General features: G+C 38.8%; 23 protein-coding genes and 1 other RNA gene. 12 read left to right on the top strand and 12 right to left on the bottom strand.

The features are described 5' to 3' along the window. Nucleotides 1–20: 20 nt before the first annotated feature. The 7 genes from dapB to ACXACJ_RS03695 all read right to left on the bottom strand — a co-directional run bounded on the left by dapB (nucleotide 21) and on the right by ACXACJ_RS03695 (nucleotide 9,029). Nucleotides 21–737, bottom strand: coding sequence for a 4-hydroxy-tetrahydrodipicolinate reductase (dapB, locus tag ACXACJ_RS03665; RefSeq protein WP_475132917.1), 717 nt, complete (start codon nucleotides 735–737; stop codon nucleotides 21–23). Further along, nucleotides 734–1,318 carry a DUF5683 domain-containing protein gene (locus ACXACJ_RS03670; RefSeq protein ID WP_475132918.1) on the bottom strand — a complete coding sequence of 195 codons (585 nt, stop codon included), beginning with the start codon at nucleotides 1,316–1,318 and terminating at the stop codon, nucleotides 734–736. Before ACXACJ_RS03670 ends, dapB begins: the two co-directional genes overlap by 4 nt. Next, nucleotides 1,318–2,226, bottom strand: a complete 909-nt coding sequence (locus tag ACXACJ_RS03675) for a ParB/RepB/Spo0J family partition protein (RefSeq protein ID WP_475132919.1) — start codon at nucleotides 2,224–2,226, stop codon at nucleotides 1,318–1,320. Before ACXACJ_RS03675 ends, ACXACJ_RS03670 begins: the two co-directional genes overlap by 1 nt. 87 nt (nucleotides 2,227–2,313) lie before the next feature. Further along, complete coding sequence (locus ACXACJ_RS03680) at nucleotides 2,314–3,078, bottom strand: ParA family protein (protein WP_475132920.1); 765 nt, start codon at nucleotides 3,076–3,078, stop codon at nucleotides 2,314–2,316. A 324-nt stretch (nucleotides 3,079–3,402) separates the two neighbouring features. Beyond that, a complete protein-coding gene (locus ACXACJ_RS03685; RefSeq protein WP_475132921.1) occupies nucleotides 3,403–5,493 on the bottom strand; it encodes a prolyl oligopeptidase family serine peptidase in 2,091 nt (696 codons plus the stop codon). Nucleotides 5,494–5,579: 86 nt separating this feature from the next. Then, on the bottom strand, nucleotides 5,580–7,397 hold the full coding sequence (gene yidC / locus ACXACJ_RS03690; protein ID WP_475132922.1) for a membrane protein insertase YidC: 1,818 nt from the start codon (nucleotides 7,395–7,397) through the stop codon (nucleotides 5,580–5,582). A 12-nt stretch (nucleotides 7,398–7,409) separates the two neighbouring features. Beyond that, entirely contained in the window at nucleotides 7,410–9,029 is a 1,620-nt protein-coding gene (locus ACXACJ_RS03695) for a CTP synthase (protein WP_475132923.1), read from the bottom strand. A gap of 278 nt (nucleotides 9,030–9,307) precedes the next feature. Between ACXACJ_RS03695 and ACXACJ_RS03700 the strand changes: the two genes are divergently transcribed. After that, a complete protein-coding gene (locus tag ACXACJ_RS03700) occupies nucleotides 9,308–10,729 on the top strand; it encodes a CCA tRNA nucleotidyltransferase (RefSeq protein WP_475132924.1) in 1,422 nt (473 codons plus the stop codon). A 25-nt stretch (nucleotides 10,730–10,754) separates the two neighbouring features. Further along, nucleotides 10,755–11,444 (top strand): hypothetical protein, encoded by a 690-nt coding sequence (locus ACXACJ_RS03705; protein WP_475132925.1) that lies wholly within the window; start codon nucleotides 10,755–10,757, stop codon nucleotides 11,442–11,444. 56 nt (nucleotides 11,445–11,500) lie between these two features. Here ACXACJ_RS03705 and ACXACJ_RS03710 read toward each other — a convergent pair whose 3' ends face one another. Further along, nucleotides 11,501–12,001, bottom strand: a complete 501-nt coding sequence (locus ACXACJ_RS03710; RefSeq protein WP_475132926.1) for a metallophosphoesterase family protein — start codon at nucleotides 11,999–12,001, stop codon at nucleotides 11,501–11,503. Nucleotides 12,002–12,205: 204 nt separating this feature from the next. Between ACXACJ_RS03710 and ACXACJ_RS03715 the strand changes: the two genes are divergently transcribed. Both ACXACJ_RS03715 and ACXACJ_RS03720 read left to right on the top strand, forming a co-directional pair. After that, entirely contained in the window at nucleotides 12,206–12,508 is a 303-nt protein-coding gene (locus tag ACXACJ_RS03715) for an ArsR/SmtB family transcription factor (protein ID WP_475132927.1), read from the top strand. Between the two features lie 48 nt (nucleotides 12,509–12,556). Further along, nucleotides 12,557–13,921, top strand: coding sequence for an NAD-dependent succinate-semialdehyde dehydrogenase (locus ACXACJ_RS03720; protein ID WP_475132928.1), 1,365 nt, complete (start codon nucleotides 12,557–12,559; stop codon nucleotides 13,919–13,921). A gap of 12 nt (nucleotides 13,922–13,933) precedes the next feature. Here ACXACJ_RS03720 and ACXACJ_RS03725 read toward each other — a convergent pair whose 3' ends face one another. Continuing rightward, a complete protein-coding gene (locus ACXACJ_RS03725) occupies nucleotides 13,934–14,659 on the bottom strand; it encodes a YdcF family protein (protein WP_475132929.1) in 726 nt (241 codons plus the stop codon). Nucleotides 14,660–14,844: 185 nt separating this feature from the next. On the opposite strand from ACXACJ_RS03725, the gene ACXACJ_RS03730 reads away from it, so the two are divergent. The 8 genes from ACXACJ_RS03730 (at nucleotide 14,845) to ACXACJ_RS03765 (ending at nucleotide 21,207) form a co-directional block, all read left to right on the top strand. Further along, nucleotides 14,845–15,357, top strand: coding sequence for an RNA polymerase sigma factor (locus ACXACJ_RS03730; RefSeq protein ID WP_475132930.1), 513 nt, complete (start codon nucleotides 14,845–14,847; stop codon nucleotides 15,355–15,357). Continuing rightward, complete coding sequence (locus tag ACXACJ_RS03735; RefSeq protein WP_475132931.1) at nucleotides 15,344–16,123, top strand: HEAT repeat domain-containing protein; 780 nt, start codon at nucleotides 15,344–15,346, stop codon at nucleotides 16,121–16,123. The genes ACXACJ_RS03730 and ACXACJ_RS03735 overlap by 14 nt, the downstream gene beginning before the upstream one ends. 97 nt (nucleotides 16,124–16,220) lie before the next feature. Then, nucleotides 16,221–16,988 carry a DUF4097 family beta strand repeat-containing protein gene (locus tag ACXACJ_RS03740; RefSeq protein WP_475132932.1) on the top strand — a complete coding sequence of 256 codons (768 nt, stop codon included), beginning with the start codon at nucleotides 16,221–16,223 and terminating at the stop codon, nucleotides 16,986–16,988. An 87-nt stretch (nucleotides 16,989–17,075) separates the two neighbouring features. Beyond that, nucleotides 17,076–17,825, top strand: coding sequence for a hypothetical protein (locus ACXACJ_RS03745; protein ID WP_475132933.1), 750 nt, complete (start codon nucleotides 17,076–17,078; stop codon nucleotides 17,823–17,825). Nucleotide 17,826: 1 nt separating this feature from the next. Then, nucleotides 17,827–18,531, top strand: a complete 705-nt coding sequence (locus tag ACXACJ_RS03750) for a DUF4097 family beta strand repeat-containing protein (protein WP_475132934.1) — start codon at nucleotides 17,827–17,829, stop codon at nucleotides 18,529–18,531. Nucleotides 18,532–18,687: 156 nt separating this feature from the next. Next, nucleotides 18,688–18,960, top strand: coding sequence for a hypothetical protein (locus tag ACXACJ_RS03755; protein ID WP_475132935.1), 273 nt, complete (start codon nucleotides 18,688–18,690; stop codon nucleotides 18,958–18,960). A 132-nt stretch (nucleotides 18,961–19,092) separates the two neighbouring features. After that, nucleotides 19,093–20,271 carry an aminotransferase class V-fold PLP-dependent enzyme gene (locus tag ACXACJ_RS03760; RefSeq protein ID WP_475132936.1) on the top strand — a complete coding sequence of 393 codons (1,179 nt, stop codon included), beginning with the start codon at nucleotides 19,093–19,095 and terminating at the stop codon, nucleotides 20,269–20,271. A gap of 63 nt (nucleotides 20,272–20,334) precedes the next feature. Continuing rightward, nucleotides 20,335–21,207 carry a glycerophosphodiester phosphodiesterase family protein gene (locus ACXACJ_RS03765; protein WP_475132937.1) on the top strand — a complete coding sequence of 291 codons (873 nt, stop codon included), beginning with the start codon at nucleotides 20,335–20,337 and terminating at the stop codon, nucleotides 21,205–21,207. On the opposite strand, the gene rnpB is transcribed toward ACXACJ_RS03765, so the two are convergent. The 3 genes from rnpB to ACXACJ_RS03780 all read right to left on the bottom strand — a co-directional run bounded on the left by rnpB (nucleotide 21,208) and on the right by ACXACJ_RS03780 (nucleotide 23,871). Beyond that, nucleotides 21,208–21,523: RNase P RNA component class A (gene rnpB, locus ACXACJ_RS03770), an RNA gene on the bottom strand. 38 nt (nucleotides 21,524–21,561) lie between these two features. Next, on the bottom strand, nucleotides 21,562–22,446 hold the full coding sequence (locus tag ACXACJ_RS03775) for a DUF2279 domain-containing protein (RefSeq protein ID WP_475132938.1): 885 nt from the start codon (nucleotides 22,444–22,446) through the stop codon (nucleotides 21,562–21,564). Nucleotides 22,447–22,569: 123 nt separating this feature from the next. Next, on the bottom strand, nucleotides 22,570–23,871 hold the full coding sequence (locus tag ACXACJ_RS03780; protein WP_475132939.1) for a cryptochrome/photolyase family protein: 1,302 nt from the start codon (nucleotides 23,869–23,871) through the stop codon (nucleotides 22,570–22,572). Nucleotides 23,872–23,908 lie beyond the last annotated feature (37 nt).

A 23,908-nucleotide genomic window follows, 5' to 3' on the forward strand; every position in this document is an offset into this window, starting at 1 on the left:
TTTTGTTTTTAACTATTTTTTTAAAACTGTAGAAAGTCATCCATGAATTTTACTCCCTGCTGGCTTGGAAGCCATTCGGCAACTAAAACAGCACCCATGGCGAATCCTTCTCTCGAATGTGCAGTATGAGTGATTTCGATGGAATCAATTTTTGAATCATAATGAATGCTGTGGGTTCCAGGAGCAGGGTCCACTCTCTCCGAAAGAATCGAAATCTCATCTGTTTTATCGGTAGGTTCATTTATCCATGAACTTTTCCTTTCTACTTCAGAAAGAATTCCCTCAGCCAAAGTAATGGCAGTTCCGCTAGGAGCATCCAGTTTTTGGGTATGGTGAATTTCCTTCATCGAAATTTCATAAGCGCTTTGACCATTCATTAGACCGGCTAAAAAGCGGTTCACTTTGAAGAAGATGTTTACGCCTATACTGAAATTAGAAGCGAACAGATAAGTGCCATTATGAGCCTTGCAGTACTCGTCAATTTCTTTTCTTTGATCTAACCATCCCGTTGTTCCAACCACAACAGGAATTTTATGATCAATACACCATTTGATGTTGGCTGGTGCTGCCGCGGGCTGACTAAAATCAATAGCAACGTCAATTTTATCTGTATCTAGCGATTGAAGCTCACTTCTGTTATCAATATTGATTTTACCAGCGATAGAATGGTTTCTACTAATGGCAATTTTTTCGATCATTTGACCCATTTTGCCATAGCCTAATAATAAAATATTCATTTTGATCTGATTGGAATTGTTATGCCAATACCTGCGTAAGGCGTGCCGTTACTGATTACACCAACTTTAGGTTTAAAGTTCATGGCTAAGTCATCACTTACGTCAAAACCTTTCAGGTGTGCATCTACTGCAGCATCAATAATGTTGAGACCATAAATACCTATAAGCGTTATGATGACTAAGTTGCGGTCTTTCTGAAAACTATCAGCTGCTAAACGATATAACCTTAGTTCATTTTGATTGATGGTTTCTCCTCTTTTTTGTGAGTTTAGAAGTTTTTTAACGCCTCTCCTTGCTTTGATGAATTCACCATTATTATAATCAATAAAGTAAATAGCAACGCCCATTCCAGTATAAAGAATAGGGACTTTCCACCAACTGTCATTATAGATTTGACCTAAGCCAGGAAATATTGCTGAAAGAGTAGAAGCCCTTTTGGGATCGTATTTCTTTTTGATTTTTAGTGGCGTTTGAATGGTATCTCCAAGCACCACTTGGTCCGATATTTTATCAGCAGAGGTTTGAGCTTTTAGGCTGAAACCGGCTATTAAAAGAAGTAAAGAGAATACGAATTTTGGCATTATAGGTCTATGATCTCCAATATGCGGTTCAAGTCTTCAGTAGAAACAAAAGGGATTTTTATTTCTCCTCTGAATTGACCGTCAGCTTTTAGGTTTACCCTAGTGCCAAAGTGTGAAGATAGCTTTGTTTGAATCTGCTGTACTTCGTACGATCTGTGGTGGCTATCCGACTTTTCAGCCTTAGGTTTTTCTTCCTTCGGAGTCATCAAATCACGTACCAACTGCTCTACTTTTCTAACAGAAAGTTCTTCTTCAACTGCTTTTTTGTAAATATGAAGTTGCTTATCAACATCTTCAATATTAATAAGGGCACGGGCATGCCCCATCGATATTTTATTATCGCGAAGACCAACCTGAATGTCTGGTGGAAGTTTTAATAATCTAAGGTAGTTATTAACAGTAGTTCGGTTTTTGCCTACTCTTTCACCAAGTTCTTCTTGTTTAATTTTACATTCAGAAAGCAGTCGTTGGTAGCTTAATGCAATTTCAATGGCATTAAGGTTTTCCCTCTGAATATTTTCAATAATAGCCATTTCCAGCATTTGCTGGTCATCGGCTGTTCTTACGTAGGCAGGTATTTTTTCCAAACCAGCCATTTTGGAAGCTTGGAATCTTCGTTCACCCGAAATCAGCTGATATTCCGAATCGTTCAGTTTTCGAACGGTGATAGGCTGAATGATGCCTTGAACTTTGATGGATTCAGAAAGTTCTTCTAGCGCTTGTCTGTCAAAATGAGTTCTTGGCTGAAAAGGATTAACCTCGATTTGGCTCAACGGAATTTCATTGATGCTACCGATGTTACTGGAGCTCTCAAGGTTTTTGTTGTTATCTGTTGATGAATCTTCAAGTAGTGCACCTAAACCTCTTCCCAATGCATTTTTCTTTCTCGGTGCTTTTGCTGCTGCCATATGATTATACTATAGATTAATGGATACAGAAAAATGAACGAAGTCTTGTGGCTCCGCTCATTTTACCGGATCAATATTTTCAGAATTCTAATTTACGCGATCTCCAATCTCTTTTGCAAGGCTAAGATACGCCAGAGATCCTTTACTTTCTGCATCGTGTACAATGGCAGGTAGGCCAAAGCTAGGAGATTCACTTAATTTTACATTTCTAGGTATGATTGTTTCAAAAACCATATCCTTAAAATGTGTATTTACTTCTTCCACAACTTGGTTAGATAGCCTTAGTCGAACATCATACATGGTGAGCAGAATGCCTTCAATTTCCAGTTTTGAATTCAAACGCTTTTGAATGATTGTGATTGTGTTCAAGAGCTTGCCTAATCCTTCAAGAGCGAAATATTCACACTGAACAGGAATGATAACGGAATCGGAAGCTGTCAGGGCGTTAATGGTGATAAGGCCTAAAGAAGGGGCACAGTCGATAATGATAAAGTCATAATCGTCCTTAATTTGGCTCATAACTTCCTTCATTTTTTCTTCCCTTTTGTTAAGGTTTACCATTTCAACTTCAGCACCAACAAGGTTAATGTGTGATGGCAGCAGGTGCAAAAAGTTTACTTCAGTATCGATAATGCAATTACTGATTTCTTCCTTGCCCACCATGCATTCGTAAATACTGTTGGTGATTTCTCTTGGGTTATAACCAAGGCCTGAAGTAGTATTGGCCTGAGGGTCGGCATCTACTACAAGGGTTTTGTATTCCAATACCGCTAAACTTGCAGCAAGGTTCATGGCCGATGTAGTTTTACCCACTCCGCCTTTTTGGTTAGCTATGGCAATTATTTTACCCATTCGTCAATTCTAAAAAGTGGTTCTAGTCCAGTTATTTGGTGATTAGAGTTGAGCCAATTGCTTTTGTTTCTTTCCATAACTGCTTAATTATAAGTGTAATGGAGAGGTGTAAAGAAGCAATAATCCATTGTTTTGAACCGAAATGTACATTGTTGAAAACCGACAGGGAACATTTCGTTTTAGGCAAAAGATGGTTCAACAATAGCCTACAAAGATATAAGAATCATTGAAAGAAATAAGTCCTCAAGGTCAATTGAAAATGATGAATGTATGAACTCTTTATAACTGCTTGTTAGCAGGGAAATTGAGTGTTTAAATATTTTTTCAATAGTACTTTATGTTATTAATCATACCCATAATAAAGCCATATATATCCGATTTTTCCTGAATTTTTTCAAGAAGAGCTTCTTGCCCTTTATGTCCTTGGTCATTACCAACTTCTAAAAAAATGGGGTTCTTTTGTGCTGATCTATTTTGAAGGGCAGCTGCAAACTTATATGAGTGGAATGGAGGGACCCTATCGTCATTATCTCCAGTGACAATAAGCATTGCAGGGTAATTTACATCTGTTTTAATGTTATATAAAGGTGAGTATTGCTTTAGATTTTCAAATCCTTCTTTAGAAGTAACAGAGCCATATTCTTGAGTGTGTAACTTTCCTACAGTGAATTTTTCAACTCTGATCATGTCATTTGGCGAGGCTACAGGAACTACTACCTTGTAAAGGTCAGGTCTTAATATTGCAGCTGAAGCAACAACTAGCCCACCGTTTGACCCGCCTGTAGTCCCTAAATATTCTGAACTTGTATAACCTTCATTAATCAATGTTTCAGAAACTTCTATAAAGTCTTGAATAGACCTTAACTTACGATCTCCCTTTCCCGCTTTATGCCATTTATTTCCTTTTTCTCCTCCTCCTCTTATTGCAGCAAAGGCAAAAACTCCTCCTTCTTTAATGTGGAAGATAAGTCCAGCATTAAAGCTAGGTTTTGTAATGGTACCAAAACCTCCATATGACGATAATAGAAGCGGTCTTTTGCCATCGAGCTCAAGTTGCCCTTCATAGATTAATAACACTGGTACTTTTGCTCCATCACTCATTTCAAATTCCTTTACCTCAGTATGGATTTTATCATAGCCATAACCAACTGTTGTTTGTTGAACAATAGATTGTTTAAAGGTTTGGAGGTTCAATTTCATCCCAACTACTGGAATCAAATATCCACTTAATGAAAAGCTTATTTCTAGATCATCATAGGAACCAAACATAGTAGTTGGAGTTGTTCCCAATGGAAATGTATGAGTATGGAGAACTTTGCCGGTAAAGTCCTGAATAACCATTATGGTTTGGAACTTACTGAAGTAATAACTTATGATACGGTTGTTAAAAAAACGGACATCCAATAAAGTCGCATCGGAAAATAAATGAGATATCTCTTTCCATTGATTCGGATTAGATAAATCTATTTCTACAACACGATCATATTCTGAATTGTAATTTGTAAGTGCGAAAAGCTTGTTTCCTTCGTTTCCTAAAATGGAGAGTTTCTTCTCTATATTTCTGAAAAGAGGAATTAACCTAGGAGTTTCGTTATTGAAATACTGAAGGTATATGGTCTTTTTATCTGTTTCAGCATTATTCTCCTCTATAATGAGATATTGCTGATCATTGGTAACCATATAATTAAACGAAATAGCAGGATTTACCCTTCGGAACACTAAACTATCTTGGCTTTGATCATCTCCTAAACTGTGGAAATAGATCTCTTCTTTTGATATTGGGCCATATTTTTCTGAGCGAGCATATTTACTGTAGTAAAATCCATTTCCTTTCCACTCCAAATTACTAAACTTAACATCTGTGAGATGGTCAGAGAGAATGGTTTTTGATTTGATTTCTACAATTTGAACCTCTCTCCAATCAGAACCATTTCTGTTATAAGTAAATGCAAGAAATTCTGAATCTGGTGATGGACGGATTTCCTGAATGTTGATTCTGTCGTTTTTGTCTATATAGTTTGGGTCAACCAAAAGATTGTAAGGGCCATTTTCTCTGGTTTTGTACGCAATGGAACCTTCTCCATGATTGGAATACCTGATACGAGTATAATAATACTTCCCTATTTTCTGGTGGGTATTAAAGTCGACATATGAGTATTTATCTATTCGATTTTTATGGTCTTGTTTAGCTTGAATTTTATTTAAAGCCTTCCTCGTTAAAGCGTTTTGTTTTTGGTACCAATCAACTACTTCGGGCGAATTGGTGTTTTCTAACCATCTATAAGGGTCGGCTATTACTTCTCCATAAAATGTATCAGCAGAATTCGCGACTTTAGTTTTTGGGTATTCAATTTCTTGGGCGTTTATATTGAAAAGAAATATAAAATTAAGAGCTAAAAATAAATACGCTTTCATTGTAACGTCTTTGGAAAGGGGTAAAAATAAAGAAGGCTTCTGTTATTGAAGCCTTCTTTAATGTTATTTTTAATATTATTATTTGTCTATTTCTTTTTCGTCTGTTTTTTAGCCTCTTGGCTTGCTTTCATTGCTTCTTCCAGGCGCTGCTGAAATTTAGATTTGCCTTTACTCGCATTCTTCTTCTTGTTTTCTTCTAGTGTTGCTCTGATTTTATCATCATCTACAAATCTTCTAATCAAAGTCTGCTGACCGAAGGTTACCAAGTTCGATACAAAGTAATAGAAGCTAAGCCCAGCGGAGTAGGAGTTAAGCACAAACATGAAAATTACCGGCATAACATAACCCACAGTTTTCATTGGGCCTTGAACGGTACTTACCTGATTGTTTGACCAAGTATAAAGAATGGTAGACATGGTCATAAGCAAAGTGAATCCACTTACGTGATTGCCATAGAAAGGAATGGTAAATGGTAAGTGAAATAACACATCGTAAGTCGAAAGGTCTGTTGCCCATAAGAATGATTCTCCTCTTAGTTCAATTGAATTAGGGAAGAAGAAGAACATGGCAAACAAAATTGGCATTTGAAGTACCACAGGAATACAGCCGCTCACAGGATTTACTCCAACTTGGCGGTAGAGCTTCATTTGCTCTTGCTGCATTTTCTGCATGTCGTCTCCATACTTTTCTTTCAGCTCATCAAGTTCAGGTTTCATGGCCTTCATTTTAGCCATCGACAAGTATGATTTTCTTGAAAGAGGGAAAAGTGCCAGCTTGATAACCAAAACGATAATCATGATAATGATACCGTAATTGGAAATGTATTTCTGAAGGAAGTCGAACAACGGAATGATAATCAGCTTGTTTACCCAGCTTACTAGTTTGTAACCCAAGTTGATGTTGTCTTCGTATTCGTCTGTTACTTTCTTAAGAATTTTGTAGTTGTTCGGGCCAAAATAATAAGTGAATTTCCCACCATTATAAAGGTCGGCCATAGGTACGGTCAATCTCATTTCACCACCTTTTACAACAGTAGTATCTGAAATGGGTACTTGCGTAGAAACTTGGGCTGAACTAAAGCCGTTTTCTGCAATAATACCTGTGTTAAAGAACTTTTGGTCGAAACTTAACCACTTGATTGGTTCTGTAATGCTTTCTTGAATAAGCTCTTTAGATGAAGCTTTTAAATCGTCTACATCTTCGGCCATGGTGTACCATTTGATGGTATTCTTAACACGAGAATCATCTAAGTTCTTTTCGAACCTTTTCATTTCGTGGAACCATGTCAAGCTCATTTGCTCTCCAAGAATGGCATTTTTCAGGCCATTAACTTTTAATTCGTAACCGATTTGGTAAGAATTGCCCGCAAGTGTGTAAATCTGCTCAATGGAATTGTTGCCACCTAAATCCAGATTGTATTTTACCTGAATCGTATCGCCTTTAGAAATAACTTGGCTACTCGCATTCGATTGGTAATACAAATCCGAAAGGTTGATGTTTCCTTTTGTAGTTGGAATCACCAAAGATTGGAGGTTGCTGTCCTCATCGAGCAAAATCAGTGGGTGGCCATCCCAAGTTTTAAACTCTTTTAGCTCAACTGATTTTACATTTCCACCCTTGGAACCAAAAGTGAATTTGGCTACTTCATTTTCTATGGTTAAACGTTTGGCAGTTCCGCTTGCACCAGCAGCAAAAATGCCATATTGTTCATCATAATTGGTTTTTATCGTATCGCTTTCAACCTCCTGCTCGGTTTCGCTGCTTGGTGTTTGAGCATTCTCAGTGGTTTGCTCAGTGGCGGCAGGGGTTAAATCTTCTTCGGCTACCGGTGGTTTAAAAATGACTGCATAGCCTATTAACAGCGCTGCAATCAGACCGAAGCCGATCATCTGATTTCTGTCCATCTTCTCGTTTTCTTAGTCTCTGTTCTTCTTGTTTTTTACTATAGCATCAATAAAGCTCACAAATAAAGGATGTGGGCTCATTACTGTACTTTTTAATTCTGGATGGAACTGGGTACCAACGAAATATGGGTGGTTTTCAAGTTCAACGATTTCAACCAATCCAGATTCTGGGTTTACCCCAACGGCTTTTAATCCAGCCTTTTCCATTTGTTTGAGGTACTTGTTGTTGAACTCATATCTGTGTCTATGACGCTCTTCAATGGAAGAAGATTTGTATGCATTATAGGCTTTCGATGGTTTTTTGAGCTTACATTCATAAGAACCAAGTCGCATGGTTCCACCGTAATCTGTAATCTTCTTTTGATCTTCCATCAAGTCAATTACAGGGTGCTCAGTTTCTTTATTCAACTCTGTAGAAGCAGCAGATTCTAGGCCCAAAACATTGCGGGCAAACTCTACTACAGCACATTGCATTCCCAAACAAATGCCAAAGAAAGGTATATTATTTTCTCTGACATAGCGGATGGCCTCAATTTTACCTTCAATTCCTCTTTCACCGAATCCTGGAGCTATTAAAACGCCATCCAAATCGCTTAATGATCTTTTTACGGACTTTGAAGAAATGGTTTCCGAAGAAATCCAATGAACGTTCACTTTGCACTCCAAATGGGCGCCAGCATGGATAAATGCTTCGGCAATTGATTTATATGCATCAGGAAGTTCAACATATTTACCTACCAAACCCACATGAACTTCGTTGGTTGGGTTTTTCAATTTGCCAAGGAATGATCTCCAGTCATCAATCTGAGGTTGCTCCTTGTGTGGTAATTTAAGCTTGGTCAACACTCTTTCGTCCAGCTTTTCTTTTCTCATCAAAAGCGGAACATCGTAAATGGTGTCAGCATCTTGAGCTTCGATTACAGAATTCAACTGAACGTTACAGAATAAAGAGAGCTTTCTTCTAATATCTGCAGGAAGCGGCTGCTCGGTTCTACAAACCAAAATATCAGGTTGAATACCTGCTTCCAAAAGCTGTTTTACAGAATGCTGAGTAGGTTTGGTTTTAAGTTCTTTAGCAGCTGCTAAATAAGGAATTAGCGTAAGGTGAACTACCAAGAAATTGCTCTCGCCCAAATCCCATTTCGCTTGGCGAACCGCTTCAATAAATGGTAGGGATTCAATATCGCCTACACAACCACCAATTTCGGTAATCACAATATCGTAATCGCCAGTTTCGCCCAGCTTATAGAAATTACGTTTAATCTCGTCAGTAATATGAGGAATAACCTGAACGGTTTTTCCTAAATAATCGCCACGTCTTTCTTTGGTAATTACATTGTAATAGATTCTGCCAGTAGTTACGTTGTTGGCTTGGGAGGTGCGAACGTTTAGAAAACGCTCGTAATGTCCTAAATCAAGGTCAGTTTCGGCCCCATCGTCAGTTACATAGCATTCGCCATGTTCGTAAGGGTTAAGAGTGCCCGGGTCAACGTTAATATAAGGGTCGAATTTTTGGATGGTTACGCGATATCCCCTCGCCATGAGTAGGTTACCTAATGAAGCAGCAATAATGCCTTTTCCTAATGAGGAAGTTACACCACCGGTAACGAAAATATGTTTTGCAGAAGCCATAAGTAAGAGTAATCAGAAAATAACTTATGGGATACAAAGGTAACACAATTCCTATGATTTGGAGAGAAGTTTAAGAAAGATTGGGGAAACCTTTTCTCAAGTGGTGTAAATCAGGCAAATGGCTTTCCATAATATTTATGGATGCATGGATAAGATGGAAGCTGAACCTTTTGCGTAAATCCATCTGAACAGAATTAATTCATTTCGAAAGCAATTTTTGACCCCGTTTTAAATCGTGCTAACTTTGGCATCCTTTTTAAATTAAAGGGTAAACCAGAATGAATTTATCAGAACGTTTAGAAGACGGGATTTTTGAGTTGGTTGGCCAGGTGGCTAAAGAAAAGGGCTTAGAAACCTATGTGGTTGGTGGGTACGTGCGCGATTTATTATTAAAGCGTTCTTCAAAAGATATTGATTTTGTTTGTGTTGGCCCAGGTATAGAACTAGCCAAAGGAGTTCATGAAGCCTTGGGTGGTAACCTGCCTTTTTCTGTTTTTAAGAATTTCGGTACGGCAATGATCAAAAATGGCGATCAAGAATTAGAATTTGTTGGCGCCAGAAAGGAGTTTTATCAAAGGGATTCCCGAAAACCTATTGTAGAAGATGGATCTTTGGAAGATGACCAAAATCGCAGGGATTTTACGATAAACGCTTTAGCTATTTCTTTGAATCAGAAGAATTATGGAGAGTTAGTCGATCCGTTTGATGGTGTTACCGATTTGCATTCCAAAACTATTAGAACACCTCTTGATCCCAAGATTACATTTTCAGATGACCCCTTGAGAATGATGCGAGCGATTCGCTTTGCATCTCAACTCAACTTCGATATTGAAGCCGATACTTTTGAAGCCATCACCGAAATGGCCGATAGAATTTCAATTGTTTCTGCGGAACGCATTATTGTAGAGTTGAACAAAATCATTCTGTCCAAAACACCTTCTTACGGATTTAAGCTTCTGTACTTTTCTGGCTTATTGCAAAAGATTTTCCCTGAAATGGTTGAATTGCAAGGTGTTCAAACCATTGAAGATAAATCGCACAAAGATAATTTTTATCACACGCTGCAAGTTCTGGACAACATTAGCGAGCACACAGATGATTTGTGGCTCAGATGGGCTGCTATTTTGCACGATATAGCCAAACCAGCGACCAAGCGTTTCAATAAAAAAGTAGGCTGGACATTCCATGGTCATGAAGATAAAGGAGCCCGAATGGTGCCTAAAATTTTCAGAAGGCTAAAGTTGCCATTAGGTAGCGAAATGAAAATGGTTCAGAAGTTGGTAAGGCTACATTTGAGACCAATCGCTTTGGTAAAAGATGAAATTACCGATTCGGCTGTTCGCAGGCTTTTATACGAAGCAGGCGAGCATACCGAAGATTTGATGATGCTTTGTCGGGCGGATATCACCTCTAAGAATCATGTTAAGGTGAAGCGTTTTCTGCAGAATTTTGATAAGGTAGAGCAAAAAATGCGGGAGGTAGAGGAAAAAGATAAAATTCGTAACTTCCAGCCCGTGATTACCGGAGAAATCATTATGAGTACTTTTGGGGTTTCTCCAGGCCATGTTGTGGGAGAAATTAAGGAGGCGTTGAAAGAAGCGGTTCTGGAAGGCACAATACAAAATGAATACGATCAGGCTTTTGAGTTTATGCTTGCTTTAGGTAGGGAAAAAGGCTTGGTTGTTGTTGATAAAAAGTGAAAACTATACCTGAATTAACTATACAATGAGAAAAATGAAGTTTGGAATGATTGCAGCAGTGATGCTCATCTCTGTATCGTCATTCGCGCAAGACAGCACTTACCTGTCTAACGAATATGCCAAAGCAATGGCTGTATTCACAAAAGCTCAGCAGTACAACGACCTTGAAGTTCAGAAATCCGCACTTTTTGATATGCTGGTTTTGAATGACAGAGATAGTACTGTAATGAGAACCCTAGGCGAATTCTATTTCAACAATAGAAGATTTACCTCAAGTACACTTGTAGCCCTAGATTTTTTAAAGAAATACCCTGGAAACATTGTAGCCCTTGAACTTGCTGCTTTAAGTTATGAGCAGCTTAGGTTATACGATAAGGCCGTTGAATTTTATCAGCAAATGTGGTTGAAAACTGACGATAACAACTTGTTATATCAAATTGCTTATCTGCAGTTCTCTTCTAAAAAGTATAATGAAGCTTCAAAGAACATCGAAATTTTAGAGGGTAAAGTTGGTGAAGGAAAAATAGTTCTTTCAAAAAGCGATGGAACAAACCAAGAAGTGAAATTCAAGGCTGCACTTACTTATTTGAAAGGTTTGATAGCTTTGGATCAGGATAAGAAAGAAGAGGCCAAAGGATTCTTCAACAAAGCACTTCAGATTGATGCTGCTTTCGAAGCCCCAAAACTTACTTTAGAAGAATTGAATAAAGGTTAAAATTAACCTTTAGAAGAAATTAGAACCCTGATGGTGATTTCACTTTCAGGGTTTTTTTATGCACCTCTATTCCCTAATTCTATCACTTCTAGATTTTTGATTTGGCCATTTTCTAAGTCGAATCGCAGGAGTGTTCTCATCTTATGGAAGCCATGATTACCAGCAGCCCCGGGATTCATGTAAAGCATGTTGTTCAGTTCAGGGTCGGGCATAACGCGAAGAATATGTGAATGCCCACAAATAAAAAGTTTGGGTTTGCTTTGCTTCAGCTTACTTTTTACGCCTTTGGCGTATTTTGGAGGCGTACCTCCTATATGTGTTATAAAAACTTTTACACCCTCAACTTCCATCTCCAAAAATTCAGGAAATCTCTGCTGAACGCGGTAATCATCTATGTTGCCAAATACTCCTTTTAGGGGTTTAAATTTTTCAAGGGCTTCGATAACCGAGTAATTCCCAACATCTCCTGCATGCCATATTTCATCGCATTTTTCGAAATGATGGAAAACTCTTTCATGCAAAAAACTGTGAGTGTCTGAAATCAAGCCAATCTTCATTGTGCTAAATTAATTCAATTAAGTCGTTTTGTTCCGTTTAAATAGAAACCTGAAAAATTTTGTAAACTCTTTGTTAGGTTTACTGTTATTCATCTCGGCCAGAAATGTTTTTGTAGGGTTGGTGAGTTTTTGAGGGTAAAGAAAAAAGAGTGAATGGCTTTTTAATATGAACATATGATCATAGATTTGACAAAACCTCAATAAATGGAAGAGCAGCTTGATTTCGATCGTGTCGAGAAAATTGCCTTCGTGCTCAAAACAATTGCGCACCCCATGCGCATTGGTATTATCGATCTTCTTCATAAAAATGAAAGAATGTCGGTTAACGACATCACCGCTTATTTGGGTTTAGAGCAATCCCTAACTTCTCACCATTTGGCAAATCTCAAAATGAAAGGTGTTTTGGGCAGTAAGCGTGATGGGAAGAATATTTTTTATTTTCTGAAGATGAAAGAGATTCCGGAAATCATCAAAATGCTGGAAGATGTCAAAGTCATCGTTTTCTAAACTTTGAGCTTTCCATAGGGGTTTACTCATTGAAATTTAATTGCATTTATGTCACTTCAATCTATAAACCCACGCAACAACGAACTCATCGAGTCGTTTGAACCCCATTCCGAATCTTTTGTAGATGCTGCCATTGAAAGAGCTCATGACGAGTTCAAGAAATGGAAGAATGAAACTTTCGAAAACAGAGCTAAACTCTTTAAAGCTTTAGCTAAACTGATGGAAGAAAGAAAGGAGGAGCTTGGCAAAATCATGACCAATGAAATGGGCAAGTTAACCTCAGAAGGTATTTCAGAAGTTGAAAAATGCGCTTGGGTTTGTAAATATTATGCAGAAAATGCTAACTCATTTTTAAAAGATGAACCCTTAGATTCAGACCACAGCAAAGCGTTTATCAGCTATCATCCAATAGGAATTGTTTTGGCCGTTATGCCATGGAATTTTCCGCTTTGGCAGGTGTTTCGTTATGCAGCACCAACTTTAATGGCTGGAAATGTCGGTTTGTTGAAACATGCCTCGAACGTTCAGCAATGTGCTCAAGCTATTGAAGACCTTTTTATAGATGCTGGTTTTCCGAATGGTGTTTTCCAAAATCTAAGAATCGGTTCGGATAAAGTGAAAAAGGTGATTGAAGATGATAGGGTTAAGGCAGTAACGCTTACTGGTAGTGAAGGTGCGGGTGGTTCTGTTGCCAGTATTGCCGCTTCAAAAATCAAGAAATCTGTTTTGGAACTTGGCGGCAGCGATCCATTTATTGTTTTAGATGATGCGGATATGGACCACACGGTTAGAACTGCTGTTAAAGCTCGAATGATTAACTGTGGTCAAAGCTGCATTGCTGCTAAAAGGTTTATTGTGGTAGAACGGGTTTATGATACGTTTCTAGAAAAGTTCAAGTCGTATTTCAAAGCATTGAGGTTGGGTGATCCACGTGTTCAAACTACATCTTGCGGCCCGATGGCTTCTGAAGGTTTGGCCAACGAGCTTTTGGAGCAAGTTCAAAAGAGCATTGAAAAAGGAGCAGAGTGCGTTTTGGGAGGCAAGCGCCCCGACATGGAAGGAGCCTACTTTGAACCTACCATTCTTACCAATTTAAAGCCTGGAATGCCAGCGTACGAAGACGAACTTTTTGGGCCAGTGGCCTCAGTTTTTAAAGTCAAAAATGCTGATGAAGCCGTTGAATTAGCAAACTCAAGCAAATTTGGTTTGGGTGGTTCTGTTTGGACAAGCGATGTAAAAAAGGGAGAAGATTTAGCTCGAAAGGTTGAATCTGGAGCCGTATTCGTAAATGCTATGGTAGCGTCAGATCCGCGTTTGCCTTTTGGTGGAGTTAAAACTTCGGGGTATGGCCGAGAGCTTTCTCATTTAGGAATTAGAGAATTTGTGAATGCAAAAACGATTGTGGTAGCCTAGAACTTGGGGTATTTATAAATAGCCCATCACTTTATAAACTGCAATGCCTACCCATTCTTTGAAAATGGTTTCCCACCTTTCAATAGCTTCTCCTTTGGGAATTACTGCATCATCAAAGTTGATATTGCCTCTGCCAACAAGAAAGCCAGCAGGAAATTCGTCAAACTCTACGCCTTGTTTTTTTAAACAGAGAGCCGATCGTTTCATATGAAAAGCTGAGGTTATCAATAAGTACTTCTGGTCAGGGAAGTTCTTATTAAGAATTTCAGCAGTAAGCTTTGCGTTCTGATAAGTGTTTTCAGCTTCTCTTTCGACTGTAATATCGGACTCTGGAACTCCTGCCATAACCAAAAAGCTTTTTAATCTTTCAGCCGCGAAACTCATGGTTTTTTGCTGAAAACCTAATCCTCCGCTGATGATGATGTGCTTCAACTTGCCTTCATTATAAAGTTGCAAAGTGTGGGTGATTCTGTCCGCACCACGATCGAAATAAACGCGGTCAGAAGGAGTTTTACTTCCGTTAGTAACTCCTGTAAAGACAATGCCCACATCATAAACTTCCACTTCGTTCATAGGAACGGCATCATATTCCCACCAAAGCATAACTTGATTACTGATGTATTGATTTGAGAAGAAAATCAGCAAGACTAAAGCCGTAAAGAAGAAGCGCTTTTTTCTTTTCGCTGATTTAGTGAAAAGTGAATAAATGAATGCCGCTATAATCCAGGTTAGTGGCATTACAAAAAGTGCCAGTATTTTAGAGAGAATAAAAAACACGTTTCAAATTTTTCCGAAATTACGTTTTACTTTCTTTAAAACATTATGTTTTGAAAATCAATAAGTTATCTTTTTGTAAGAAACAATCTGATATTTTTTTCAATATCAGTGTAATGACTATTTACCACTCTCGTCTCTGCTATTGAATGGAGTTGCAAGCGTTTAAATCAAAGGTTTTACCAATTAAGGATAAGCTTTTCAGAATAGCCCTGAGTTTGGTTCATTCTGTTGAAGAAGCAGAGGATATTCTGCAAGATGTAATGGTGAAATTGTGGGATAAACGTTCGCAATGGCAAGAATACCGAAGCTTGGAAGCTTTTGCAGTAACAATTACAAAAAACTTATGCTTCGACAGGCTGAAGACCAAAAAGCACAAGGGCCATTTGGATGTTCAGGAGATGGAAATCGACTCTGGTTTTATTTCTCCTTACCAAAGAATGGAATTGGACGACAACCTGAAAACCATGTTTTCGGTGTTTCAAAACTTGCCAGAACAGCAACGCCTTTTACTTACTCTTCGCGATGTGGAAGGCTTCAGTTATGAAGAAATTGCTGAGCAAACTGGTTTGGAGATTAACAACATCCGAGTAGGTATTAGCAGAGCGAGAAAGAAGGCAAGAGAAGATTATTTAAGAATTGCAGATTATGAACAGCTATAAAGAAATCGAAAATCTGATTGAAAAGTATTACAACGGGGATACTTCTCTTGAGGAAGAAGCGCAACTCCAAACCTTCTTTTCAGGAGAAGATGTTCCCGACCATTTGAAGAGCTATAAACCGTGGTTCAGTCAGTTGAAAATCCGTTCCGAAGTTGCTTGGGGAGGCTTTTCAGAAGATAACCTTTTCGCTAAGCTGGATGAACAAGTTGAAAATACAGAGCCGAAAATGGTAGAAATGCCTCGTCAGTCTAATGCTAAGGTTTGGTTCTACAGAGTGGCGGCCGCAGCAGTTCTGATTTTAGTCGGCTTTTATGTTGGCCAGCAGAATAACGCAAATGATGATGTAGAAAACATGCGAGCCGAACTGAAGGAAATGAAACAACTGATGATTAGCCAGATGACCGAAAGTTCTGCCAGTGCAAGACTTCAAGCCGTTAGCAGCTCATTCCAGTTTTCTTCCGCAGATAAAGAAACCTTGAATGCATTAATTAAAGTTCTTAATCATGATGAAAACATGAATGTGAGGTTAAAAGCGATTGAAGCATTGACAAGATTCGGAGATTCACCTAAGGCAAAACAAGCCTTATTAAACGCCTTGGCCGAAGAAAAAGAACCTATGGTACAAATTGGGTTGATTGATGCTTTGGTGGATTTAAAAGAAAAACGAGCCATTGATGATTTGGAAAGAATCGCCACAGATGGAAACAGTTTAAAGGGAGTGAAGGACGAGGCTCATATGGGCTTGTTCAAGCTCAGAGAAATGTAAAAAAAGTAATTAAGTCGATTTAATATAAAGTCAGACGGGCCAGTCTTAAAATGGTCAAACTCAAAATATCTGAAAACAAAGAAAAGAAATAAGAAAGATGAAAAAGTTAACAATTGGATTGATGGCACTAGCCATGTTTTTAGCCGCAATCAACATTCAAGCTCAAGGATATACGGTTGATATTTCTGGTCAAAAGAAAGTCGTTATCAAAGAGCTAAATAGAGTAAGTGTTGAGGCCTACGATGGCAATAAAATTGAAATCAATACAGATTCTGAGTCAAACCGCCCAGAAAGGGCTGAAGGGCTAAAAGCTTTGAGCGCAAGGGGAGAAGACAATACAGGCTTAGGCTTGAATGTAGAAACCAGCGGAGATGAAGTGACCATTTTGCAGGCGGCCAGAAGAGTGAGTGGAAAATACATTATCAAAGTACCTAAAGGAATGACCGTTAAAATTGAACATACTGGAAGTTATGAAGGTGGTCAAATCGAAGTTTACAAAATCAGCAAAGAGTTAGAAGTTTCAGGACGCTATAACAGCATATACATGGAAGATGTAACCGGGCCTGCGTTGGTAAATACTGTGTATGGAGGCATCGAAGCTAAGTTTTCTTCACTGAGCCAATCAGGGCCAACTTCAATCGTGTCGGTTTATGGCGATGTGGATATCACGCTTCCTGAAAACGCCAAAGCTAATTTGAAGATTAAAACTCCTTATGGTGAAGCATTTTCTGACCTGAAAATTGATTTCGAGCAGTCGGGCGGAATGAAAAAAATGAGCTCAACTGTAGAAGGAAAGTTGAACGGTGGAGGTGTAGAACTCGATTTACAAGCCTCTTACAACAATGTTTATTTGAGGAAGAAATAACAAAACGACTAGAAATGAATCCCGAATAACCTTCGGGATTTTTTCTTCCTACTCACAACAATTCTCATTTCAAAAACTCAAAACATTATGAAAAGGTCAATTTTAATACTGCTGATTTTGGTTACGGTAGTTTCTATTGGCTATGCTCAAAAGCATATCAGCGAAACGTATGATGTAACCAAGGCAAAGAAACTCGACTTGTATTTCGACTATCCTCAAATCGTGAGGGTGAAGGTATGGGATAAAAACGAAGTTCAGGTTGAAGGCGAAGTGCAAATCAATCATGGAGAATTCAATGACGATTTTGAATTAACCTCAAGTACTTCTGAAAGCACCTTTTACCTCAAATCTAAAATCAAGAACATTGATAGCTACAAAAACTACAATGTCCGCACTTTCACGGATGAAGAAGACGGAGAAAAAAGAACCGTAACGGTTTCTAATAATGGCACTACCATCAATGTTGGAGACAAAGGCAATCGCACTTACAATGGCATTGAAATGGATATTGAACTCACCGTAACTGTGCCGCGAAATATGCTCGTGAAAGTAGAATCCAGATATGGCTTGGTAGAAGTCCTCGGTACGCCTTCTGAAATGGATGTAGAAGCCAAGTATGGCGGTATCGATATTACGGTAAACCCTTCTGACGATCTCAATTTAGAAGCTTCAACCCAATGGGGGCAACTGTTTTCAAATTTAGATATGGATTTGAAATTTAATGATGATGAAGGTTTAGGCAAATGGATAAGAGCCAAAACGCAGAGAACAAGCGCCAAACAAAAGCTTATTGCCGAATCGCAATATGGAAATGTGTACTTAAGAAAATCGAAGTGATATGAGAAAGTTATTAGCATTAGCACTCCTTTTCTGCGCTCCCATTTTGGCAATTGCTCAAGCTGAAGTTATTGAGAAAAGCTTTCCATACTCCAACCAAACAGTGGATGTAGATATGGATTTAGGAACTGGGCTTTCCGTTCAAGCTTGGGATAAAAATGAAATCAGTATCAAGATTACTTACCTCATCAATGAAGGAAAGAATAACGATGCCCTAAAGCTCGATTTGGATAATGATCGTGGTAGGCTTTCAGTGAATGTAGATGTTGACTTTAAAGGCATTGAGGGTGCTGAAAGCATCTGTTGTTGTAACAACAAGAAAAAAAGCTCGATTACTTGGAAGGGTGAGCATGGCCAGAGCATTTGTGCTGATGTTTTGGTAGAAATTAAAATGCCTGCTGCATCGGATTTACTTTTGAAAACCGTTGTGGCTGATGTCAATGTGGAAGGAATGACCGGGAACGTTGATGTGGAAACCGTAACGGGGCTCATCAATTTGAATTGGCCAGAAACACAAGGAGCGAAGGTTTCTATGAAAACGACTACCGGAGCGGTTTATACCAATTTAGATATTGAGAGCAAAAAGGAAAAAGGTTTGAACCTCATCAGCAGCCACGACATTGAAGGCACTTATAAAAACGGAGACAAAGAAGTGTTTCTGAAAACCGTTACAAGCGACATCTATTTTAAGAAATCGGGTCACTGAGTGTTAATGTACTGTTAACGAACTGAAATAATCGGGTTAATTTCTGTTAAATCGGTTCTCTCATGCAACATTTTCTGGCTTGGGAGCATCTATACAACAAAGGCAAAAATTACGGTAACCTTTCTTCAGAGGGAAGGTCTAAAATAAAAAAACCAAATGTTCTCTCAACCCACTTTATACTTCGGAACTATGGACGGTCACCATAAAATCAGCATCAGCGGTGTTGTATTTCATGTTCAAGATGATTGCAGAGATCTACTCTTGGACCATTTAAAAATGTTGCATAGGCACAATACGCTGAGAGCCGAAAATCCGTTTGATTCAGGAGAAGAGAGAATTGCTGAAATGCTTTTGGAAGAGCTAAAAGGAGGGAAGGAAGTGGTTACCCAAAAGGAGCTTGAAGTTGTAATCAACCGAACAAGAAATTAAAGAGAACCTGATTTAGTTATGATTTGAGGTGATTGAATTAAACAGGTGTTTTCTATCCAAGCCCCGGTTCCCCATCGGGGTTTTTTTATGCCCAATTGGCTTTCCTTTTTTAGATAATCTTTAATTTTCCTTATGATTACGGAAAACGACATCGCCCGTTTTAGAGCAGAAACCCTAGGGGCAGAAAAACTGATTCATTTTAACAATGCTGGCAGTTCTTTACCGCCCGATGCAGTGAGGAATGCTGTAATTCAATATTTGGAAGAAGAAATGACTTTTGGAGGTTATGAAACCCAAGCCAAATATGCGACAGAATTAGAGGGTACATATTCATCCATTGGAAATTTGATTAATGCCCAAGCCAGTGAAATCGCTTTAGTGGAAAATGCTACAGTGGCCTGGAATGCTGCTTTTCAATCTCAAAATTGGAAAAATGGTGATGTGATCATAACCACTCAAGCAGATTATGCTAGTAACTTTCTATCCTACCTTCATTTAAAGAAAAAGGTTGATGTAGAAATTAAAATAGTGCCTACAACCGATTCTAGTGATGTTGATTTAGAAGCGCTGGAACGTATGCTGAAAGTTGGAGCGAAACTACTTTCTGTAACGCATATTCCGACCAATGGCGGACTTACACTCAATGTTGAGGCTATTGGTGAAATAGCAAGCAAATACGATGTTTTCTATTTGCTGGATGCATGTCAATCAGCTGGGCAATATCCTCTCGATGTTCAAAAAATCAAATGCGATGCCCTTTCAGCTACTGGCCGAAAGTATATGAGAGCTCCAAGAGGAACTGGTTTTCTGTATGTGAAAAAAGAACGACTGCCAGGACTAACTCCCGTTTGGATAGATTTGGGATCAGCCACTTGGATGGAAAAAGAGGTGTATGAAATCAGGCAGGATGCTAAAAAGTTTGAAAGCTGGGAAAGAAGCTATGCAAATATCATGGGGTTAAAAACAGCTGTTGATTACGCGTTCAACATTGGTATGGATAATATTTGGCAGAGGGTAACTGATTTGTCGGCTCTTTTGAGAGAAAGACTTTCTGCATTGGCCAAAGTTCAAGTTCACGATGTGGGAATGGTTAAAAGCGGTTTGGTTTCTTTTTCTGTTCAAAGCAGATCTGCCAACGAGGTTAAAACCTATTTAAATCAACATGGAATCAACGTTTCATGGACTGGAGTTCCGAATGCTTTACTCGATATGAAGGCGAGAGGTTTAACGGAGTTGGTGCGCGCCTCAGTTCACTATTATAACACTGAAGAGGAGATTGATAAGTTTGTTGAATTACTTAAGGCGATTTAAAATGAACGAATCCTAATTTCTTATTGAGGAAGAAAGGTAAGTTTGTGTTCAATTCAATGGATTATGATTTCTAAAAAGTTTCTATCTCTTGCACTGATCTGTTTTTCGATTCTTCCTTCTTGTCAGAAGAAAGAAAAGGAAACAAGCAGACCTCAAAAAATGGTGAAGGTGGTTGCTCATAGAGGAGACTTTAGGCATGCGCCAGAAAATTCATTGATTTCCATTCAAAACTGCATCGATATGGGAGTGGATATGGTGGAAATTGACCTTCATATGACCAAAGACAGTGTTTTGGTTTTGCTTCACGATGAAGAACTGGAAAGAACCACCACGGGTACCGGGAAAGTAAGCGACTACAACTTTAATGAATTATTGGCTTTCAATTTAAAATTTGAAGACGGTTCCATCAGCAATCAGCATATTCCAACTTTCAAGGAAGCAATGACTTTGGCTAAAGATAAAATCGAGGTCTTTGTAGACAAAGCTTATGGCTTTTTGCCAGCTGCTGTTACTATTCTTCAAGAAACGGAAACGTTAGGGCAGGCTCATTTCATGGCTCTGATGGATGGAAATCAGCTCAAAAGTGATTATCCAGTAGAGGCTAGCGAAATCAATTATATGCCATTGGTTTTACCATCCGATACTATCGAAAATTACCTCCAGACTTTCGAAGGGGTTAAAACGCCTTACTATTTATTCTCTTTTGAAGAAGATGATACGAAGTTGCTTTCATTGGCTACTGAAATGTCGAGCGATGCTTATGTTATGGCTACCACTCAACTTTCAAAATACTGTGGAGGCCATACTGATACGGTTTCTCTTACGCATCCCGACCAAGGTTGGGGATGGGTGCTCAATCAAGGTTTTAATGCCATTTGCACGGACATGCCTTCCGAATTGATCGCTTTTTTGAAGGAGAAGGGAAGACATAAATAGAAAAAATACAAGCCTATAAGCCGGGTTCTGTCTTCACAATGTGAAGCCTTATCATTTATCTAGCCCCGACATTGCTATCGAGGTCTATCTGTCTACCCTCCTGCATCGGGCGGGGACCCTCAAACGCAGGTATACGTGACATTTCACCGCATAGAGTTTACCTGATTTCACTACAGCATTACCTGTACATTCTTTCTGTTGCACTTGTCCTCTCCCGATTACTCGGGATGACGGCTGTTAGCCGCTATGCTTCCCTGTGGTGCCCGGACTTTCCTCTTTTCTGAAAACTCAGAACAGCGATAAGGTGGCTTGTATTTGATGCAAAGTTAGTGGATAAATGGAGAAAGAAGGCTTTCAATAATAAAACCAATGCATTTTGTTTCCTCTTCCCGAGAATTCGAGGGCAGGTGCTGGCAAACGGATTCCATCCAATACAAAAAGAACCGTTTTAAGCCATTTTTTACGGGTTTGAATGTGTGATAAATCGAAGTCTAAACCTAAATACAGTTGTTTATAACTGTCATATCCTGCTTCATGATTTTGGAATTCTCTTCCTCGAACCATTTCTTGAGCACCATAACCCACGGCCAAGTTTAGCCATTTTGGAAATGCCGTTTGTTTGGCAAAAGCATGAATGTCTATTGAAAACCAATAACTCTGACCATTATAATCTTTAATCAATTCTTCCTGAAAACCACTACCGAGTAAATGGGGGCTAACCTTGGCAAGGCTGGTTTGATGAAATGAAAATTTGGGTTTAATTCTTTGTTCTCCCCATAAAAGTTGCTGGCTGAGAAATAGAGCCGAACCCGAAGCATTTGCAATCATATCTCCGTAGGAAAATCCAAATTCAGGAGAAAACCCATCCAAAATCTCGATAGGAAGTAAAAGCCCTGTTCCAATGGCGCTGGCCCATATATCTGCTTTTTTTGAAGGCATACCTATACTTTGAAATACAGAAGAACCTATTCGGGAGAGTTGATATGTGGAATAGAAGTGACCGACTTTGTCTACTTGGTTCCATTCAGCATTATCGTTGAAAAAGCGAAAGGAGCTTAGGCCTTGTTCTTTGTACCAAACTTGACTCAAACCCACCACAGTTGCGCCATATGCAGCGCCACCATAAATGGCGACTTTCTTAATCCTTTTTTGGTAAAGTGAATCCGTTTGAGCTACAGCGGAAATGGATAAAATAGAACCAAATGAAAGTATGAAAAGAAAGAGGCGATAATACTTCATTAGGGATAGAGTTTGAATCAGAGTCTATCAGTTTTCTGGGCTCGAAATTACTACGATTCTATCAAACTCAAAGGTCATAAAGCTTATTTGAAAACCTCAAATAAGCTTTATGTACTGATTTAGTTAGCCTTTCAATGTTTCCTTGTAAGTGTCAATCGCTCTTTGACGAGCAAATTTGTGTTCGACCATGGGTTTTGGGTATTTGGAAGTACCATATTCTGGAACCCATTTTTTAATATAATTCAATTCTGGGTCGAATTTTTCGGTTTGAGATTGAGGATTGAAAACCCTGAAATAAGGCTGAGCATCAGTTCCGGTACCCGCGGCCCATTGCCAGCCACCGTTGTTGGAAGCGAGGTCAAAATCGAGTAATTTCTTCGCGAAATATGCTTCGCCCCAACGCCAATCAATCAGCAAATGTTTGGTTAAAAAACTGGCTACAACCATTCTTACGCGGTTGTGCATATAGCCCGTTTCATTCAATTGTCGCATACCTGCATCTACAATCGGGTAGCCCGTTTGTCCTTGGCACCACTTGTCGAATTCATCTTCATTGTTTCGCCAAGGAATTTGGTCGTATTCAGGCTTAAAAGCCTTGTCTACAACTTGGGGATTGTTGGCTAAAATCATGGCGTAGAAATCACGCCAAATCAATTCGTTCAAGAAGGTTTTATTCAGGTTTTGAGCTTTTTTGGCCAATTGACGAATACTTACCGTTCCAAAACGTAAATGAATGCCCAGCCTTGAAGTGGCATCTTTGGCAGGAAAGTCTCTTAGTTTATCGTATTCTTCAATCTGATCTTCATTCAGGTTTTGAGTAGGAATTGAGATTTTTGTGGGTTTAAATCCCATATCCGATAAACTGTGAATTTTCTGTGTTTTGGTTTGAAACCAATTGTTAAAACGTAGGCCGCTTGAAAAACTTTCTGGAGTTGATTTTCTGTACTTTTCTAGCCAAGCTTTGCTGTAAGGCGTAAAGACTTTATAGAAAGAACCACTCCCTGAAACGATTTCTTCCTTTTCATAAATTACGTGATCCTTAAAAGTGTAGAAGCCGATGTTTTTCTCTTTCAGAAAAACTTCAATTTCTTTGTCTCTTTGATTTGCATACGGCTCATAATCGCGATTGGTGTAAACCGCTTCAACATCGAATTCACTTGTAAGTTGCTTATACGCCTCAATGGGAGTTGAATAAAACGTTTTAAGAACAGAGCCTTTTTCCTTGAGCTTTTCATTCATTTCATGAAGCGTATTATGAATAAATTCCACTCTCGCATCTTCTTTGTCTTCCAAATCATCTAGAATATCGGTGTCAAAAATAAAGATGGGTAAAACTGGTTTTTCTTCACTTAGGGCATAAAAAAGACCTGTGTTGTCCATAAAGCGAAGATCTCTTCTGAACCAGAAAATGTTGATTTTTGACATATTTGGAAATGGTTTGGCTGGTTAACCTTTTTCTAAG

This window comes from Roseivirga sp. AWQ4_251 (genome assembly GCF_056158225.1).

Excerpts from the sequence above, each read along its gene's own strand:
- dapB (WP_475132917.1), bottom strand. The coding sequence starts at position 737 with ATGAATATTTTATTATTAGGCTATGGCAAAATGGGTCAAATGATCGAA.
- ACXACJ_RS03670 (WP_475132918.1), bottom strand. The coding sequence starts at position 1,318 with ATGCCAAAATTCGTATTCTCTTTACTTCTTTTAATAGCCGGTTTCAGC.
- ACXACJ_RS03675 (WP_475132919.1), bottom strand. The coding sequence starts at position 2,226 with ATGGCAGCAGCAAAAGCACCGAGAAAGAAAAATGCATTGGGAAGAGGT.
- ACXACJ_RS03680 (WP_475132920.1), bottom strand. The coding sequence starts at position 3,078 with ATGGGTAAAATAATTGCCATAGCTAACCAAAAAGGCGGAGTGGGTAAA.
- ACXACJ_RS03685 (WP_475132921.1), bottom strand. The coding sequence starts at position 5,493 with ATGAAAGCGTATTTATTTTTAGCTCTTAATTTTATATTTCTTTTCAAT.
- yidC (WP_475132922.1), bottom strand. The coding sequence starts at position 7,397 with ATGGACAGAAATCAGATGATCGGCTTCGGTCTGATTGCAGCGCTGTTA.
- ACXACJ_RS03695 (WP_475132923.1), bottom strand. The coding sequence starts at position 9,029 with ATGGCTTCTGCAAAACATATTTTCGTTACCGGTGGTGTAACTTCCTCA.
- ACXACJ_RS03700 (WP_475132924.1), top strand. The coding sequence starts at position 9,308 with ATGAATTTATCAGAACGTTTAGAAGACGGGATTTTTGAGTTGGTTGGC.
- ACXACJ_RS03705 (WP_475132925.1), top strand. The coding sequence starts at position 10,755 with ATGAGAAAAATGAAGTTTGGAATGATTGCAGCAGTGATGCTCATCTCT.
- ACXACJ_RS03710 (WP_475132926.1), bottom strand. The coding sequence starts at position 12,001 with ATGAAGATTGGCTTGATTTCAGACACTCACAGTTTTTTGCATGAAAGA.
- ACXACJ_RS03715 (WP_475132927.1), top strand. The coding sequence starts at position 12,206 with ATGGAAGAGCAGCTTGATTTCGATCGTGTCGAGAAAATTGCCTTCGTG.
- ACXACJ_RS03720 (WP_475132928.1), top strand. The coding sequence starts at position 12,557 with ATGTCACTTCAATCTATAAACCCACGCAACAACGAACTCATCGAGTCG.
- ACXACJ_RS03725 (WP_475132929.1), bottom strand. The coding sequence starts at position 14,659 with ATGCCACTAACCTGGATTATAGCGGCATTCATTTATTCACTTTTCACT.
- ACXACJ_RS03730 (WP_475132930.1), top strand. The coding sequence starts at position 14,845 with ATGGAGTTGCAAGCGTTTAAATCAAAGGTTTTACCAATTAAGGATAAG.
- ACXACJ_RS03735 (WP_475132931.1), top strand. The coding sequence starts at position 15,344 with ATGAACAGCTATAAAGAAATCGAAAATCTGATTGAAAAGTATTACAAC.
- ACXACJ_RS03740 (WP_475132932.1), top strand. The coding sequence starts at position 16,221 with ATGAAAAAGTTAACAATTGGATTGATGGCACTAGCCATGTTTTTAGCC.
- ACXACJ_RS03745 (WP_475132933.1), top strand. The coding sequence starts at position 17,076 with ATGAAAAGGTCAATTTTAATACTGCTGATTTTGGTTACGGTAGTTTCT.
- ACXACJ_RS03750 (WP_475132934.1), top strand. The coding sequence starts at position 17,827 with ATGAGAAAGTTATTAGCATTAGCACTCCTTTTCTGCGCTCCCATTTTG.
- ACXACJ_RS03755 (WP_475132935.1), top strand. The coding sequence starts at position 18,688 with ATGTTCTCTCAACCCACTTTATACTTCGGAACTATGGACGGTCACCAT.
- ACXACJ_RS03760 (WP_475132936.1), top strand. The coding sequence starts at position 19,093 with ATGATTACGGAAAACGACATCGCCCGTTTTAGAGCAGAAACCCTAGGG.
- ACXACJ_RS03765 (WP_475132937.1), top strand. The coding sequence starts at position 20,335 with ATGATTTCTAAAAAGTTTCTATCTCTTGCACTGATCTGTTTTTCGATT.
- ACXACJ_RS03775 (WP_475132938.1), bottom strand. The coding sequence starts at position 22,446 with ATGAAGTATTATCGCCTCTTTCTTTTCATACTTTCATTTGGTTCTATT.
- ACXACJ_RS03780 (WP_475132939.1), bottom strand. The coding sequence starts at position 23,871 with ATGTCAAAAATCAACATTTTCTGGTTCAGAAGAGATCTTCGCTTTATG.